The organism is Sutcliffiella halmapala (genome assembly GCF_002019665.1).
Lineage (GTDB): Bacteria > Bacillota > Bacilli > Bacillales > Bacillaceae_I > Sutcliffiella_A > Sutcliffiella_A halmapala.
The window spans coordinates 2689751-2706579 of the sequence record NZ_KV917375.1 but is presented as its reverse complement, the minus strand read 5'-3'; the positions used below and the strand labels follow the sequence as shown (position 1 = coordinate 2706579).

19 protein-coding genes are annotated in these 16829 nt (G+C 37.7%); 15 read left to right on the top strand and 4 right to left on the bottom strand.

All coding sequences use genetic code 11. The annotated features are described in order from the left end of the window. The first annotated feature begins 9 nt into the window (after nt 1-9). The 4 genes from mutL to spoVK all read left to right on the top strand — a co-directional run bounded on the left by mutL (nt 10) and on the right by spoVK (nt 4518). The gene (mutL, locus tag BK580_RS13385) at nt 10-1896 is read left to right on the top strand and encodes a DNA mismatch repair endonuclease MutL (protein ID WP_078380824.1); all 1887 of its coding nucleotides are present in this window, start codon (nt 10-12) and stop codon (nt 1894-1896) included. Between the two features lie 103 nt (nt 1897-1999). Continuing rightward, a complete protein-coding gene (miaA, locus tag BK580_RS13380; protein WP_078382770.1) occupies nt 2000-2950 on the top strand; it encodes a tRNA (adenosine(37)-N6)-dimethylallyltransferase MiaA in 951 nt (316 codons plus the stop codon). Nucleotides 2951-2980: 30 nt separating this feature from the next. Further along, nucleotides 2981-3208 (top strand): RNA chaperone Hfq, encoded by a 228-nt coding sequence (hfq, locus tag BK580_RS13375; RefSeq protein ID WP_078380823.1) that lies wholly within the window; start codon nt 2981-2983, stop codon nt 3206-3208. Nucleotides 3209-3576: 368 nt separating this feature from the next. Continuing rightward, entirely contained in the window at nt 3577-4518 is a 942-nt protein-coding gene (gene spoVK / locus BK580_RS13370) for a stage V sporulation protein K (RefSeq protein ID WP_078380822.1), read from the top strand. Between the two features lie 120 nt (nt 4519-4638). Here the strand turns inward: spoVK and BK580_RS13365 are convergent, their stop codons facing one another. Next, on the bottom strand, nt 4639-5247 hold the full coding sequence (locus tag BK580_RS13365) for a trimeric intracellular cation channel family protein (protein ID WP_078380821.1): 609 nt from the start codon (nt 5245-5247) through the stop codon (nt 4639-4641). Nucleotides 5248-5442: 195 nt separating this feature from the next. Here BK580_RS13365 and hflX point away from each other — a divergent pair, with 195 nt between their 5' ends. The 4 genes from hflX to glnA all read left to right on the top strand — a co-directional run bounded on the left by hflX (nt 5443) and on the right by glnA (nt 10078). Beyond that, nucleotides 5443-6711, top strand: coding sequence for a GTPase HflX (gene hflX / locus BK580_RS13360; RefSeq protein WP_078380820.1), 1269 nt, complete (start codon nt 5443-5445; stop codon nt 6709-6711). Nucleotides 6712-6723: 12 nt separating this feature from the next. Then, the gene (locus BK580_RS13355) at nt 6724-7992 is read left to right on the top strand and encodes a methionine gamma-lyase family protein (RefSeq protein WP_078380819.1); all 1269 of its coding nucleotides are present in this window, start codon (nt 6724-6726) and stop codon (nt 7990-7992) included. Nucleotides 7993-8270: 278 nt separating this feature from the next. Beyond that, on the top strand, nt 8271-8675 hold the full coding sequence (locus tag BK580_RS13350) for a MerR family transcriptional regulator (protein ID WP_078380818.1): 405 nt from the start codon (nt 8271-8273) through the stop codon (nt 8673-8675). Nucleotides 8676-8743: 68 nt separating this feature from the next. Further along, nucleotides 8744-10078, top strand: a complete 1335-nt coding sequence (gene glnA, locus BK580_RS13345) for a type I glutamate--ammonia ligase (RefSeq protein WP_078380817.1) — start codon at nt 8744-8746, stop codon at nt 10076-10078. A 231-nt stretch (nt 10079-10309) separates the two neighbouring features. Here glnA and BK580_RS13340 read toward each other — a convergent pair whose 3' ends face one another. Continuing rightward, nucleotides 10310-10858 (bottom strand): DUF3231 family protein, encoded by a 549-nt coding sequence (locus BK580_RS13340; protein ID WP_078380816.1) that lies wholly within the window; start codon nt 10856-10858, stop codon nt 10310-10312. A 145-nt stretch (nt 10859-11003) separates the two neighbouring features. Further along, nucleotides 11004-11327, bottom strand: a complete 324-nt coding sequence (locus tag BK580_RS13335) for a hypothetical protein (protein WP_078380815.1) — start codon at nt 11325-11327, stop codon at nt 11004-11006. Nucleotides 11328-11558: 231 nt separating this feature from the next. Between BK580_RS13335 and BK580_RS13330 the strand changes: the two genes are divergently transcribed. The 4 genes from BK580_RS13330 to BK580_RS13315 all read left to right on the top strand — a co-directional run bounded on the left by BK580_RS13330 (nt 11559) and on the right by BK580_RS13315 (nt 12862). Beyond that, nucleotides 11559-11951 carry a hypothetical protein gene (locus tag BK580_RS13330; RefSeq protein WP_235864048.1) on the top strand — a complete coding sequence of 131 codons (393 nt, stop codon included), beginning with the start codon at nt 11559-11561 and terminating at the stop codon, nt 11949-11951. Between the two features lie 42 nt (nt 11952-11993). After that, nucleotides 11994-12263, top strand: coding sequence for a phage holin (locus BK580_RS13325; RefSeq protein WP_078380814.1), 270 nt, complete (start codon nt 11994-11996; stop codon nt 12261-12263). A gap of 119 nt (nt 12264-12382) precedes the next feature. Beyond that, nucleotides 12383-12616, top strand: coding sequence for a hypothetical protein (locus BK580_RS13320; protein WP_078380813.1), 234 nt, complete (start codon nt 12383-12385; stop codon nt 12614-12616). A 51-nt stretch (nt 12617-12667) separates the two neighbouring features. Continuing rightward, the gene (locus BK580_RS13315) at nt 12668-12862 is read left to right on the top strand and encodes a YqaE/Pmp3 family membrane protein (RefSeq protein WP_078380812.1); all 195 of its coding nucleotides are present in this window, start codon (nt 12668-12670) and stop codon (nt 12860-12862) included. Between the two features lie 32 nt (nt 12863-12894). On the opposite strand, the gene lexA is transcribed toward BK580_RS13315, so the two are convergent. Beyond that, a complete protein-coding gene (gene lexA, locus BK580_RS13310; protein ID WP_078380811.1) occupies nt 12895-13512 on the bottom strand; it encodes a transcriptional repressor LexA in 618 nt (205 codons plus the stop codon). A gap of 137 nt (nt 13513-13649) precedes the next feature. Between lexA and BK580_RS13305 the strand changes: the two genes are divergently transcribed. The 3 genes from BK580_RS13305 to tkt all read left to right on the top strand — a co-directional run bounded on the left by BK580_RS13305 (nt 13650) and on the right by tkt (nt 16695). Then, nucleotides 13650-14324 carry a YneB family resolvase-like protein gene (locus BK580_RS13305; protein WP_078380810.1) on the top strand — a complete coding sequence of 225 codons (675 nt, stop codon included), beginning with the start codon at nt 13650-13652 and terminating at the stop codon, nt 14322-14324. Between the two features lie 45 nt (nt 14325-14369). Beyond that, nucleotides 14370-14600 carry a DUF896 domain-containing protein gene (locus tag BK580_RS13300; RefSeq protein WP_078380809.1) on the top strand — a complete coding sequence of 77 codons (231 nt, stop codon included), beginning with the start codon at nt 14370-14372 and terminating at the stop codon, nt 14598-14600. 88 nt (nt 14601-14688) lie between these two features. Further along, nucleotides 14689-16695: a transketolase gene (gene tkt, locus BK580_RS13295; protein ID WP_078380808.1), complete on the top strand. Its 2007-nt coding sequence runs from the start codon at nt 14689-14691 to the stop codon at nt 16693-16695. Nucleotides 16696-16829: the final 134 nt, after the last annotated feature.

Genomic DNA, 16829 nt, shown 5'->3' with positions numbered 1-16829 from the left:
GGGAATAGGATGGGGAAGATTATTCAATTAGATGAAAGCTTGGCCAATAAAATAGCGGCTGGAGAAGTTGTCGAGAGACCTGCATCTGTTGTAAAAGAACTTGTGGAAAATGCTATCGACGCAAATTCTACTATTATCGAAATCGAATTAGAAGAAGCTGGATTAACGAAAATTCGCGTGCTAGACAATGGAGATGGAATGGACCAAGATGACTCCATTACCGCTTTTCAACGCCATGCGACAAGCAAGATTAAGAATGAAAATGATCTGTTCCGCATTCGAACATTAGGATTCAGAGGAGAAGCCTTGCCGAGTATTGCTTCTGTTTCTATTTTCGAACTCACAACTAGCACTGGTGATGGGCCTGGCACCTATTTAAAACTAAAAGGTGGTCATTTAGAAACCCATGAAATGGCAAGTAGTAGGAAAGGAACAGATATTGTCGTTCAGCATTTGTTTTTTAACACACCTGCTCGCTTAAAATATATGAAAACGATTCATACAGAGCTTGGTAATATTTCAGATTTAGTCAATCGCTTGGCACTTGCTCACCCTTCCATCTCCTTTCGTTTGAGCCATAACGGAAAGCGAATGCTCGCAACTAATGGAAGCGGAGATAGCCTTCATGTTCTAGCTGCCATTTATGGAATGAACATTGCCAAGAAAATGATTCCTATTTCCTTTACCTCCTTAGATTTTGAAGTAAGAGGCTATATTGCTCTACCAGAAATAACAAGAGCATCTAAAAATTATATTTCAACTATTATAAATGGTAGAAATGTAAAGAACTATACTATTATTCGAGCTATTCAAGAGGGGTACCATACTCTTTTACCAATTGGAAGATTTCCAATATGCTACCTACAAGTAGATATGGATCCGCTACTGGTCGATGTAAACGTGCATCCAGCCAAACTGGAGGTACGGTTAAGTAAAGAAGATGAGCTATATCGTTTAATTGCTGATGGAATAAAAGCAGTGTTTCAATCGAAACAACTTATTCCTTCCAATACTCCTAGAAAAACTACAAGCTATTTACAGGAGGAAAAACCGTTCCAGCAAACTTTTACATTAGAACATAAAAGTGAGAACGAGGAACTATCTAATAGCAGGATACCTTCGCTCTTTTCAGAAATAGAACAATCACCGAAACAAAAAGTAGAGGACACGGATTTTTCTATAGTAAAAGAAGACATAGCACCTGAGCCAACTGAGCGTGAAATAGAAGATTATATAGAAGAATCGAGTTACATTGACAGTCAAGATGAAGGAAGGGAAGAAGAGGAACCGGTAGTAATGGAAGCGGAATCCACGAGAATTCCTCAACTTTATCCAATCGGTCAAATGCATGGCACCTATATTCTGGCACAAAATGAAAATGGGCTATATCTTATCGATCAACATGCCGCACAGGAAAGAATTAATTATGAATACTTTTATCGTAAGCTTGGGCAAGAGGACAGAAATCTGCAAGAACTTCTTGTTCCACTAACAATAGAATGTTCAATGGATGAGTATTTATTTTTAGAAGAACATGTGGAGGCCTTTCGAGAAGTAGGAGTTTTTCTAGAGCCATTTGGTCATCAAACATTTATCGTCAAAGCTCATCCAGTATGGTTTCCGAAGGGCGAGGAACGCGAAATTATTGACGAGATGATGGAGCAAGTGATGGAGAAGAAAAAGATTAAACTTTCAGATTTGCGAGAGGAAGCAGCTATCATGATGAGTTGTAAAGCTGCAATAAAGGCAAACCACCATTTGCGAAATGAAGAAATAGCTGCCCTGTTGGATACGTTAAGAAAAGCGGAAAATCCTTTTACATGTCCTCATGGTAGACCTATATTAATTCATTTTTCCACCTATGACATGGAGAAAATGTTTAAGCGAGTAATGTAGTGCACTAAAAACTTCATAATTACGTAAAAAATGGATTGAACCCATAGGGAAATGGGTATAATGAAATCTTGTGATATAGATTAGTTGAGAGAGTGAATGCGTGTTGGGAGAGAAGCAAAAGGTAATTGTTATTATTGGTCCAACAGCAGTTGGAAAAACGAAATTAAGTGTGGAGTTAGCAAAAAGAGTGAATGGAGAAATCATTAGTGGAGACTCGATGCAAATCTACAAGGAAATGGATATCGGCACAGCAAAGGTTACACACGAGGAAATGCAAGGTGTCCCCCATTACCTAATAGATATTAAAGAGCCTACTGAACCATACTCCGTAGCAGAATTCCAACAAGATGTACGAAAGCTTATTCAAAATATTACTCAAAAAGGCTGTGTTCCTATTATTGCTGGGGGAACTGGACTCTACATCCAATCTGTTTTGTATGATTACCAGTTTTCTGACACTGGAAAAGATGAAGAAATTCGTCTTCGAATTGAAAAGCAAGTGCTGGAGCAGGGGATTGAAGAAGTATATGAAGAGCTTAGGCGTATTGATCCAATAAGCGCTGAAAATATTCATCCCAATAATGTGCGAAGAGTCATTCGGGCGCTAGAAGTGTTTTATTCTACCGGAAAGACGATGACGGAGTATCAGCAGTCCCAGAATCAGGAGCTATTGTATGATGTTGCGTATGTTGGTTTAACTATGGATCGTGAAACATTATATGATAGAATTAATTTACGAGTAGATTTAATGGTGAAAGAAGGCCTTTTGGAAGAAGTAGAAAAACTTTATCGAAAAGGTATTCGAGAATGCCAGTCTATCCAAGCAATCGGGTACAAAGAGATTTACGCCTATTTTGATGGCAAAGTGACTAAAGAACAGGCTGTTGATGCATTAAAACAAAACTCAAGAAGATATGCGAAACGTCAGCTAACCTGGTTCCGAAATAAAATGGATGTCACCTGGTTTGATATGACCGATGCAGACTTTGAGGAAAAGTTAGATGAAATTTTTTCATTTGTAGCAGGAAAGCTCAAACTTGAAGCGAATAAGTAACAAATATAGAGATAAGAGGAGGACGAAAAGATGAAGCAATCAATTAATATCCAAGATCAATTTCTTAATCAACTAAGAAAAGATGGTACAAATGTCACCGTATTTTTACTAAATGGGTTTCAGCTAAGAGGATTAATTAAGGGATTTGATAATTTTACTGTTTTGTTAGAAACCGAAGGCAAGCAACAGTTAATTTATAAACATGCTATTTCAACTTTTTCTCCATCAAAAAATGTCCAAATTGAAACAGAAGCTTAAAACCAGCGTAACTGCTGGTTTTTTTTGTAGGTCAATACTCCGTGGATGCGTCATGCTTGTCGATGGTAAACCGGACACTTCCAAATAAATATTCATGTTCCAAATAATCTGAACATATAGTTAGTTAATAAATGGAGATATTCTCTCCATTTGTTTTTTATGGCTTAATGCTAGGGATGAATAAATTCCTCATTATTTCTCGGGAAAGCGCATAATCTGACAAATTTGTCAACAGAATGATGAAAGAATCCAAAAAAATGTAGAATCGGCTCGAAGCAAGGCGTGATTATTGGTATTTGTATGGGATTTGTCACAAATACAGCAAGAGCTGATTATTTTGGTACGTTCGGAATGTGAGGTGAATGCTCTTGGAACAGTCGATGACTAATAATAATGGGAAAATAAATATTGTCCTGAATGGACAGAAAAAGCAAATAAAAGTTACTCATATCCCCACACAAACTATCGAGGAACAGTATACGTATCCTAAACATGCCATTTTAAAAGATATAGAGCGGGAATTAGGAGAGTTGATCGGCCTTCAAGAGATGAAAAAGGTAGTTAAAGAAATTTATGCTTGGATCTATGTGAATAAAAAACGTGAAGAGGTAGGGCTCAAAGCAGAAAAACAAGTATTACACATGATGTTTAAAGGAAACCCTGGTACTGGAAAAACAACAGTTGCCAGACTGATAGGGAAATTATTTTGTGATATGAATGTTTTAACGAAAGGTCATTTAATAGAAGCAGAAAGAGCAGATCTAGTGGGGGAATATATTGGCCATACTGCTCAGAAAACACGCGATCTTGTAAAAAAAGCACTTGGAGGCATTCTTTTTGTCGATGAAGCTTATTCGCTAGCAAGGGGTGGGGAAAAGGATTTTGGAAAAGAAGCAATTGACACACTTGTGAAGCATATGGAGGATAAGCAGCATGATTTTATTTTAATTCTTGCTGGTTATCAACGAGAAATGGAAGAATTCCTACGCACCAATCCCGGCTTAGTATCTCGGTTTCCGATAATTGTAGATTTCCCGGACTACACTGTAGATGAGTTGATGGAAATTTGCATGAAGATGCTTAAAGAAAGAGAGTATGTACTTAGTAAAGAAGCGGAATGGAAACTGCGGGATCATCTTAATCAAATGAAAAATATGCTGTTACCAACTGCATTTAGTAACGGGCGTTATATTCGAAATATCCTAGAGAAATCAATTCGAACGCAGGCAATGAGACTACTAACACTTGATCGGTTTGATAAAAGTGAATTGATGAAAATTGAAGGGAAAGACTTGGTTTTGCAATGGTGATAGCCGCTGAGTAATAGAGCGGTTTTTTTATTTTACTGCGATTAGCGAAAAATAAAGAAGATGGCGTAATTTCTACACCATCTTCTCTACTCGTCTTTTATCAAGTTGGTAAAATGCTAGCTAAGCTTGCTGCTGTAGAGCTCTGTTCGGTAATCTCCATTTATACGTGTAAGAAAGTACTCGTAACACAACGATACCGATGAAAAGGACAAAGAGTTGGAAGGGGGAGCTTGCTATCCCAAAGCCAATAACTAAACCTGCTAGTATGGCCCAAGCTGCATAAATTTCTGCACGTAATACTAACGGCTTTCTCCCTGCTAGTAAGTCACGAACTATTCCGCCACCACTTCCCGTAAGCACTGCGGCCACGACAACTGCGCTAATGGGATGGTTCATATTGGTAGCATAGAGGGCACCCTGGATTGCAAAGGCTGCCAATCCAATCGCGTCAAAGAAATTCCCCCACTTTCTCCAATGACGTAATAAATTATTTGGAAATAAGAATACAGCTGTCATTGCTACTAGAGCAACTTGAAACAGCATGCCTTGACCCCATAGTGCCGATACAGGGACTCCAATCAATAAATTCCGGATAGCTCCTCCGCCAAATGCGGTTACAATACCTAATATATAAACCCCAAGGATATCATATTCTTCTTCCATTGCGACAATCGCCCCACTTATGGCGAAGGCAATCGTACCGATAATACTAAATACTTCCCAAGTCATTTAATCACTCACTCTCTTACAAAAACATTAAAGCCTTCCTGATTTTATATAGAATCCTATAGGAAATCAATAGTTATCGAAGAAATATTAGAGAAATAAACGATATTTTGATATGATTAGGTTGAACTTCATCACTAAATATTTAATAAGTCATGTAAATAATGCATTTATTTTATAGAAAAAGGGGTATTGTGCTTGAACGACACGCAAAACAAAGAAAAAGAGCGAGTTATATTAATAAGTTGTCAATTGCCTAAGGATGAAGATGATTCCTTTCTTTATTCTTTAGATGAACTGGTATCTTTGACGAAAACGGCAAATGGAGAAGTGTTAGTAATACTTACTCAAAAACGAGATCGGATTCATCCAGCTACATATATAGGAAAAGGAAAATTAGAAGAACTGGTTCAATTAGAAGAAGAACTTGAACCAGACATCGTTATATTTAATGGCGAATTATCTCCAAGTCAAAATAGAAACCTCTCTAAAGTGATTGGAGCTAGAATCATTGATCGAACACAGCTAATCTTAGATATCTTTGCACAGAGAGCGAAATCAAAAGAAGGTAAACTTCAAGTTGAACTAGCTCAGCTACAATATTTACTGCCGCGCTTAACAGGTAAAGGTGTGGAAATGTCGAGATTAGCTGGTGGTATCGGAACAAGAGGGCCAGGGGAAACAAAGCTTGAATCGGATAGAAGGCATATTAATAGAAGGATTGTTGATATAAAGCAGCAACTTTCTTCTATAGTAAGTCACCGAGAACGATACCGTGATAGACGTAAACGAAACCAAGCTTTTCAACTCTCTTTGGTAGGCTACACAAATGCGGGCAAATCGACGATATTTAATCGATTAACTGAAGCAGGGGCGTTTGAAGAAAATCTACTGTTTGCAACGCTTGATCCAACGACAAGGAAAGTCGCTTTGCCGTCAGGTTTTCAAGCGTTATTAACAGATACGGTAGGGTTTATCCAAGACCTCCCTACGTCTCTCATTGCTGCATTCCGTTCGACTCTGGAGGAAGTAACAGAAGCTAATTTAATCCTCCATGTTGTAGACAGCTCTAGTCCGGATCATGTTAACCATGAAAAAACGGTAGATAAGCTATTAAAGGATTTAAATGTGGAAGGAATACCGGTACTAACCATTTATAATAAAAAGGATGAAGTAACGGAGTCCTTTGTTCCTTCTTATAACGAAGAAATGATGCATATTAGCGCATTACAAAAAGCTGATATTCAAGCGCTAATTAGTAAAATAGAAAATCTTATGAAAAAAGAAATGCAGACTTACCATATATTTCTTCCGTCTTCCGAAGGGAAATTGATGGCGCAATTGAAACAAGAAACGATTGTAGAGGATACAACTTTTATCGAAGAAAAAGAAGGCTATGAAATAAAAGGTTTCTACTTTGATAATTCTAAATTAGCCCAGCATATACAGAATAGAACGCATAGTTAGAGGAGAATGGCAATGTTTCAGTTATTACAGCATGGAGAAACGATACAACCAATTGTAACGAAAGTAGAAGACAAGCTACAAGAGCTATTCAAGCAAGTGGACGCGAACATAGAGACGAATCAATTTCGCGTGTTGCAAAGCTTCCAACAAAATCGCGTGAGTGACTCCCATTTCATACCAACCACAGGCTACGGCTATGATGATACTGGCCGAGATACACTGGAAAAGATATATGCAGAAGTATTTGGAGCTGAAGCAGGATTAGTCCGCCCACAAATCATCTCAGGCACACATGCGATTTCCATTGCTCTTTTCGGTGTACTGCGCCCTGGTGATGAACTTGTATATATAACAGGTAAGCCTTATGACACCTTAGAAGAGATAGTTGGACTCCGCGGTTCTGGAGTAGGTTCCCTGAAAGAATTTAATATTGGATACAAAACGGTCGACTTACGAAATAACCGCAGTATTGATTTTGAAGCGGTTAGTAAGGCGATTACACCAAACACAAAGATGATCGGAATACAGCGTTCTAAAGGGTATGCAACTCGTCCTTCTTTTACGATAGAGGAAATAAAAGAAATGATTGCATTCGTAAAAGAAATCAAGTCAGATGTCGTAGTATTTGTCGACAACTGTTATGGAGAATTTGTTGAACTGCTAGAACCATGTCATGTTGGAGCGGATTTAATGGCTGGATCACTTATCAAGAATCCGGGCGGAGGAATTGCGAAAACAGGAGGATACATCGTTGGGAAACAGAAGCTTGTTGAAGCTTGTTCATACCGTATGACTTCTCCAGGAATCGGTGCAGAGGCGGGTGCATCCCTCTATAGCTTACAAGAGATGTATCAAGGGTTTTTCTTAGCGCCACATGTAGTTGGACAAGCGCTCAAGGGAGCGATGTTTACAGCAGCTTTCCTAGAAGAGTTTGGGATGAATACAACTCCTAGTTGGGATGCGCCGAGAACGGATCTAATTCAATCGGTGCAGTTTGACGACAAAGATAAAATGATTGCTTTTTGCCAAGCAATCCAATATGCATCCCCAGTTAATTCGCATGTCACTCCATATGCCAACTATATGCCTGGCTATGAAGATGACGTCATCATGGCTGCAGGTACCTTTATCCAAGGAGCGAGCATTGAATTAACAGCAGATGGTCCAATACGTGCACCATACGTAGCATACGTACAAGGTGGTTTAACCTATTCGCACGTGAAAATTGCGGTTTGTACTGCGGTTGACAATTTAATAAGTAAAAAATTGTTGGAAGTTTAATTCAAGGGCAGCAGCTAATTTGCACTGCTTAGACTTATGAAATTTAATATAGTTTTTTTGGACGAATTCTTAAGGGAATTCGTCTTTTGTATATAACTAGATAGAAGAAGAGAGAGTGGATTGAACAAGCTTCTTGCCCATAAATTAATCTTTTATTCTTTAAAAAGTAAATTACTTAAAAAACGGTGTTAGAAAACCTAACATGTTGTTGACAGATTATCTAACATGAGATAAACTTAGGTTAACTTCACAAGGTAATAGTGAAAGGAGGATTTGTAGTGAGTGACAATATCAGACGTTCAATGCCTTTGTTTCCAATGGGAATTGTCATGCAACTAACGGAATTGTCCGCTCGACAAATCCGTTATTACGAAGAGAATGAATTAGTTCTCCCTGCACGTACAGAAGGAAATCGCCGCCTTTTTTCATTCAATGATGTGGATACTTTACTTGAAATTAAAAGCCTCATTGAACAAAAGGTTAATATAGCAGGAATAAAGCAATTAATGGCTGTAAAAAAGCAGCAATTAGCGCCGGAGCATAATGAAGTGGTGACGGAAGTTGCAAAACCTGATCTATCGAACGAAGAACTTCGAAAATTATTACGAGCAGATATGATGCAAGCTGGAAGACATAATCGCACTAATCTTCGTCAAGGAGATATGTCTCGATTCTTCCATTAATATTTTGAGTAGTTGAGAAAGTTTTATTAAAAACTAAAATAGTAGAAAATCTGAGGAGGAACAAGTAAATGGCTAAGTATACGCAAGAGGATATTAAACGCATTGTTGAGGAAGAAAACGTAAAGTACATCCGACTTCAATTCACAGACATCTTAGGAACAATTAAGAATGTCGAGATCCCTGTAAGTCAATTAGAAAAAGCATTAGACAACAAAATGATGTTTGATGGTTCATCTATCGAAGGTTTTGTACGTATTGAGGAATCAGATATGTACTTATACCCTGACTTAAATACTTTCGTAGTATTTCCTTGGACTTCTGAAAAAGGTAAAGTTGCTCGTTTTATTTGCGATATCTACAATCCAGACGGAACTCCGTTTGATGGAGATCCACGTGCGAATTTAAAACGTATCTTAAAAGAGATGGAAGATTTAGGATTCTCTAACTTCAATCTTGGACCAGAGCCAGAGTTCTTCCTATTTAAATTAGATGCAAAAGGTGAACCTACTTTAGAGTTAAACGATAAAGGTGGCTACTTCGACTTAGCACCAACTGATTTAGGTGAAAACTGTCGTCGTGATATCGTTCTTGAGTTAGAAGAGATGGGCTTTGAAGTAGAAGCTTCTCACCATGAGGTAGCTCCAGGACAGCACGAAATCGATTTCAAATATGCAGATGCAATTACGGCATGTGATGATATCCAAACGTTCAAATTAGTTGTAAAAACAATCGCGCGTAAACACGGACTACACGCAACATTCATGCCAAAACCATTGTTCGGTGTAAATGGATCTGGAATGCACTGTAACTTATCTTTATTTAAAGACGGAGTAAATGCATTCTACGATCAAACAGGTGATTTAGAGTTGAGCGAAACAGCAAGACAATTTATCGCAGGTATCATCAAGCATGCACCTAACTTTACAGCGGTAACAAACCCAACTGTAAACTCGTATAAGCGTTTAGTACCAGGATACGAAGCTCCTTGTTACGTAGCATGGTCTGCTCGTAACCGTAGCCCATTAATCCGTATCCCAGCTTCTCGCGGAATTTCTACTCGTGTTGAAGTACGTAGCGTAGACCCAGCTGCAAACCCATACTTAGCAATGGCTGTTTTACTAAAAGCTGGTCTAGACGGAATCAAAAACAACTTAGAAGCTCCAAAACCAATCGACCGCAACATCTATGTAATGAACAAAGAAGAGCGCTTAGCTGCTGGAATCGTAGATCTACCATCCACACTAGCTGCAGCTCTTGACAACTTAAAATCCGATGAAATTATCCAATCAGCCCTTGGTGAGCATTTACTAGAGCACTTCATCGAAGCAAAAGAGATCGAATGGGATATGTTCCGCACGCAAGTTCACCCATGGGAACGCGATCAATATTTAACTCAATACTAAGATGTATGACCCCTTGATACCGTTTGGTGTTGAGGGGTTTTTTGTTGTGACGGATCCAGGCAGTTTGTGCTTGAATAGCTAATATATAAATAGCCCGATAAGTGCCCGGTTAACGTCCGAAAATCAAGAGAATATGTAATATGTTTTTAAACGTCATAAATAAAATAAATATATGACAAAGGTTATGGATTTTGTTTTCTTTACTTCAAATCGAATAGAAAAAGCACCAAACTAATTTGTTGGTGCTCCAGGTGGATAGTAATAAGGAGGGGTTTTAATCCAACCTCTTTTTATCATTAATTCTTTTAAGGTAGTCCCGAACTTCATCTTTTCTAACATACATACAGTAAAAAGGGTACTAATGTCGTTTCTTATACATTGGCTTGCTGAGGTTGCACAATGCATGATGGCAGCAACTGTTTTTATACTTAAACCATTCATGATCTCATCATCTGTTAATTTTGCCCCTAAAGGCACTCCGGTCGAATCAGAATTTGGACGTTGTTCACTGGTATTAGGTAATGATATCCCTTCTTTTTTCATGAATTCTCTAAATCTGTACCCTTGTGCTTCACATTGCTTCAAGCTTTCTCTTAATATTTTGATTACGTCATCGTCTGTTGTGGTATTTAATCCTATTTGAATATAAATATTCGCCTCATCCATGATCGTTAGATAAAGCCAACAACCCATTACTTCTCCGATGTGAAGGGGATTTTTTGGTTCATTATCTAAGCTGATTTGCAAATAATCCTTAAAAGTTTCAAATATAGATGTCATACATAATCGATCTCCTTTCCTTATAAATATATATTTTCCATGAACAGGATACTGATACATTTAATCAAAAAATAAATTTTAGCAGAAAGGGAGTGTTTATATAAGTTGTTGTGCTTCAAAAGTTTTAATATGTGTACAGTTTGGATTATTCTATTACAATGATTTCTCCTAGAGATAACCCAACAATTATACTGGCCAATATAAATGCAGGGATAAAGAGTAAGAGCTTATATATGTATCGAATATGTCCTAATCGTTTGGTGAAATGTTCCATGACTATAACGATTATGATTGCAACAATAGCAAAAATACAGATGACAAAGAAATCAATTAGGGTAAACGGTTTGCTTAAATAGTCACTAACATAATAATTTCCCATAATTAATACACTCGCCAAAAAGAAGTAAAGTAGTAGGAATTTGAAATATTTCACGCTAGTTGTCCTCGCTTTATATTTTTGTGCTTGCACACTAAATAGCCCCCCCAATATACGATTTAGTCGAATTATTCTAAAAATACATTTCGTTTAAATTATCTTTGTTCCGTGAAAGATTGGCAATTAGAATGAAGTCCTTTTTGAAAAAATTCATAGTATTTTCTAATCTAAGATTACTTCTATTTAGATAAGTTGTACACCTTGTCATAATATTCACTTTCACAAAATATGATGAAGTATCTTACTGTTTTAGGAGGATCAAGTGTGGAACAACAGATAACTGGGGAAATGCTACAAAAGTATTATGAGTATAACAAACAGAAAAAAGAAATCGAATTGGAGATGAAGGAGCTCAAGGAAAAGTTTCATCACTATTTTAATAAACAATTCGGATTTGATTCGAAAGGCGAAATTACTATAAATGGTTTTAAACTTCAACGACAAGTAAAAAAATCAGAGAAATTTATCGATGAAGAGACCATTAAAAGGTTAGAGGAGCTTCAAATGGTAGATTTAATTCAAACAATAAAAAAGCCGGATGAAGCGAAAATCGCAGCTGCTTTTCAATTGAATCTATTGAAAGAAAATGATCTAGTCGATTGCAAAACTACCACATTTACTCCTGCAATTACCGTAAAGCCAACAACCCCAAGATAATGAGAGGTTAAAAATAGGTTTTAAAATGGAGGAGGTTCTAAAATGACAGAAAATACAACAACAAGTCCAGAAAATCCGGAAAAACCAGAAAAACCAATAAGGTCAGTGTCCAAAGGCGCTTGGTTCCGTGTTGTATTCTTAGTCTTGGCTTTAGTTAACCAAGTGTTAGTTATGCAAGGAAAGTCCCCAATACCAGTAAGTTCTGAAGAATTAGAACAACTATACACCATAACGTTGACCATTGTTGCATCAATAATAGCATGGTGGAAGGATAATGACTGGACGAAGAAGGCAAGACAAAGAATTAAATAATTGCAATTGGCCATTTGACCTCTTTTTAAGAAGGGGTCTTTATTTATTTTCCAATAGATGCATAATATAGTGAATTCCTATATAATTAAAATGGAATATTTATGTAGGGGGAGTTAAGATTGTATTTGCTTTTATCCATTATACTAGCGACCATTTTAGGTTTTTTTCTTATGTTGGATCCATTAATAGGTGGCGTTATCGCTTTTGGTATTATCGGAGGATGTTTATTTAGAGGCGTATACCTACTTAACGTAATTAGACAACAAGTTGCTCCAATTAGGCCGAAATCAGATAAAGTACAAGAGACGTATGAAACATATCTGAAAGAAAGAGAGAAAGAACGAAGTATATAAGGGAAGAAAATGTACTTTGTAAAATATTAATTGGTCAGGAGTTGATACCTAATGATGTATTTACTTGCAATCTTATTACCGCCTGTTGCAGTTTTGTTTACTGGGAGGCCAATCCAAGCATTTCTAAATCTAATCTTAACTTTGTTTTTTTGGATCCCAGGTGCGGTTCACGCTATTTTAGTAGTAAATGAACATAAAGCGGATAAAAGAATGAAGAAACAAGCGAAGCTAATGAGAAACAAATAAAAAAGAGCCAACAGCGCAGTGTTGGCTCTTTTTTAATGAATATTCCGGTAAACCCCAATAACTTTTCCTAAAATACTAACATTACGAACGATGATTGGCTCCATTGAGGAATTCTCAGGCTGTAAACGAATAAAGTCTTTTTCTTTAAAGAATCGCTTTACAGTGGCTTCATCTTCTTCTGTCATAGCAACGACAATCTCCCCATTGTTAGCAGATTGTTGTTGGCGAACAATGACGTAGTCTCCGTCTAAAATTCCTGCTTCAATCATACTGTCTCCCATGACTTCTAGCATAAACACTTGCTCATCTGCCGTAACATAATGGTCAGGGAGAGGAAAGTAGTCCTCTACGTTTTCAATAGCGGTAATCGGCTGACCTGCAGTAACTTTACCGATAATTGGTACATTAATCGCGGAAACTTTAGGTACCATGTCGTCTTCTAAACTAATAATTTCTATAGCTCTCGGTTTAGTAGGGTCTCGACGGATTAGGCCTTTCGTTTCAAGTCGCGCTAAATGACCGTGTACAGTGGAACTAGAAGCTAGGCCAACTGCTTCGCCAATTTCTCGAACAGAAGGGGGATACCCCTTTGCTTGCACTTCTTGTTTAATGAAATTTAGAATATCTTGCTGCCTTTTTGATAGTTTCATATTCCGCACCTCTATCATTAATATTATGAATATTATAGCATGTTTAATGTACAAATACAAACATAAGTTCGAATAATTGACAGGAATACATGTTCGCATGATAATAATTGTTTAGAAAGTAGAGGACGGTGAGTGAGATGAATGGTATTATTTATTGCCGAGTAAGTACGAAAAAAGATAGTCAAGAAACCTCATTAGCTAGACAGAAAGAAGAATTGGTAGCATTGTCGACTCAGCACCAAATAAATATTGTTGAAGTAATAGAAGAACAAGCTAGTGGCTTTGATTTAGAGCGGGAAGGTGTCTTTCAGATTATCGAGATCATTTCGAATCAAGAAATTGATGTTTTACTTATTCAAGATGAAACACGACTTGGAAGAGGGAATGCTAAGATTGCTTTTTTGCACTGGCTTAGAAAACATGAGGTGAAGATATATACGATAACTGATAATGGAGAGGTGTCTCTATCAGATTCTGATTCGATGGTATTGGATATTGTAGCAATAGTGGAAGAATATCAACGTAAATTACACAATCTGAAAATTAAGCGCGGGATGCAAAGAGCAGTTAAAAACGGGTACAACCCTGCAAAAAATCTTTCGAATCTTCACCTAAGTCCAGGGCGAGAGAAGCTAGAAATTCCGATAGAAGAGGTTGTAAGGCTTAGGAAGAATAAACTAACATTTCATGAGATTGCTGCCACGTTAAGAGGGTTAGGGTACGAAGTCTCAAAAGCGACTGTACATAGGCGATACAAAGAATTTATGGAAGAACAGGCTAGCAGTTTGCTTGTAAAAAAAGAAACGCTCTAGTAAGATAAAGACATATCTTTACAAGCAAGAAAGAAGGAGTTTTTTATGTTATCAAAAGAAAAAATTGCTAGGATTAATGCATTATCAAAAAAATCGAAATCACAAGGCCTTACCAATGAAGAAACGCAAGAGCAAAAAGCACTTCGAGAAGAATATATTAATACCTTCCGTGCATCTATGGAAAACACGCTTCACTCTGTAACAATCGTAGATCCTGAAGGAAATGACGTTACACCAGAAAAGCTAAAAGAACAAAAAAAGAATTTAAAGCATTAAGCGCTTTTTTTCAGAACATTGGAACATACTATTTATGTTAAAATAGAATTTTCCTAAATAAAATAAGATAAAAGAAAGGATGGAATTGATGACACATAATATAGATCAACTTTCCATTAATACTATTCGCACATTATCGATTGACGCTATCGAAAAAGCAAATTCAGGACATCCAGGAATGCCGATGGGTGCTGCACCAATGGGATATGCTTTATGGACTAAATTTATGAATCATAATCCTAAAAATCCTAGCTGGTTTAACCGCGACCGCTTTGTACTATCTGCAGGACACGGCTCTATGCTTCTTTATAGCCTACTACATTTAGGAGGCTATGACCTATCGATCGAAGACTTAAAGGAATTCCGTCAATGGGGAAGTAAAACACCTGGCCATCCGGAATTTGGACATACTGCAGGCGTAGATGCTACAACTGGTCCTCTTGGACAAGGTATCGCTATGGGTGTCGGAATGGCAATGGCAGAGCGTCACTTAGCAGCTACATATAACAAAGAAGACTTGGAATTAGTAAATCATTTTACATACAGCATTTGTGGAGATGGAGACTTGATGGAAGGTATTTCAAATGAGGCAGCTTCTTTAGCATCTCACTTGAAACTAGGTCGTTTCATTGTACTTTACGATTCAAATGACATCTCACTAGATGGCGATTTAGACCGTTCTTTCTCTGAAAGCGTGGAGCTGCGCTTTAAAGGCTATGGCTGGCAGTATATCCGCGTAGAAGATGGAAACAACTTAGAAGAAATTGCAGCTGCAGTAGAAGAAGCACGCGGTGATCTTTCTCGCCCAACACTAATTGAAGTGAAAACAACGATTGGATACGGTTCACCAAATATGTCTGGGAAATCAGATGTTCATGGTAAACCACTTGGAGCAGATGAAAGAAAGTTAACGAAGGAAGCATACAAATGGACTTTCGAAAATGATTTCCATGTTCCAGAAGAAGTGTATACTCATTTCCGTGAAACAGTTGTAGAAAAAGGGGAAAAGCTTGAGTCTGAGTGGACTGAACTTTTTGCAACATATAAAGAAAAGTATCCTGAATTAGGTCAACAATTAGAATTAGCGATCAAAGGAGAATTACCTGAAGGTTGGGATTCTGAAATTCCAGTTTATGAAGAAGGAAAAAGCTTAGCATCACGTGCTTCATCTGGTGAAGTTTTAAATGCGATTGCGAAGAAAGTTCCTTATTTCTTTGGAGGTTCAGCTGACTTAGCAGGTTCTAACAATACAAATATCAAAAACGAAGCGGACTTTACTGCAGAGGATTATAGCGGACGTAACATCTGGTTTGGTGTACGTGAATTTGCGATGGGTGCAGCATTAAACGGAATGGCCCTTCATGGTGGAGTAAAAGTATACGGTGGAACATTCTTCGTTTTCTCTGATTACTTACGCCCAGCAATCCGTTTAGCGGCATTACAACAACTTCCAGTTACGTTTGTATTTACACATGATAGCATTGCTGTTGGGGAAGACGGACCAACGCATGAGCCAATCGAACAGTTACCATCGTTACGTGCAATGCCGAACCTTTCAGTTATTCGTCCTGCAGATGGAAATGAAACAGCAGCTGCATGGAAACTTGCGTTAGAATCTGAAAAAACACCTACTGCTCTAGTGTTAACTCGTCAAAACCTACCTACAATTAAAGGAACAGACGAAACAGCATATGAAGGTGTGAAAAAAGGTGCTTATGTTATTTCCAAAGCTGGTAAAGAAACAGCGGATGCATTGCTTCTTGCAACTGGTTCTGAAGTTGGCTTAGCGGTAGAAGCTCAAAAAGCACTTCAACAAGAGGGGATTGAAGTTTCTGTAGTAAGTATGCCTGCTTGGGATCGTTTCGAACAACAAACTCAAGAATACAAAAATTCTGTGTTACCAAAAGACGTGAAAAAGCGTCTTGGTATTGAGATGGCAACTCCACTAGGCTGGGAGCGCTACACAGGAGACGAGGGAGACATCTTAGCTATCAACACATTTGGTGCATCCGCTCCTGGAGATAGAATCATGAAAGAATACGGCTTCACTGTTGAAAATGTAGTAGCAAGAGTGAAAGCATTACTAGATAATTAAGAGTTAACTGTAAAAGGGCTATGCGCATATGTGCATAGCCCTTTTCATGTTGGGTCGATCGGGAGATTATTGTAGTTTTCGATTTGGGGAGATGATGAGATACTGTGTACGGGTTAATCGTGCCCTCAAATTGC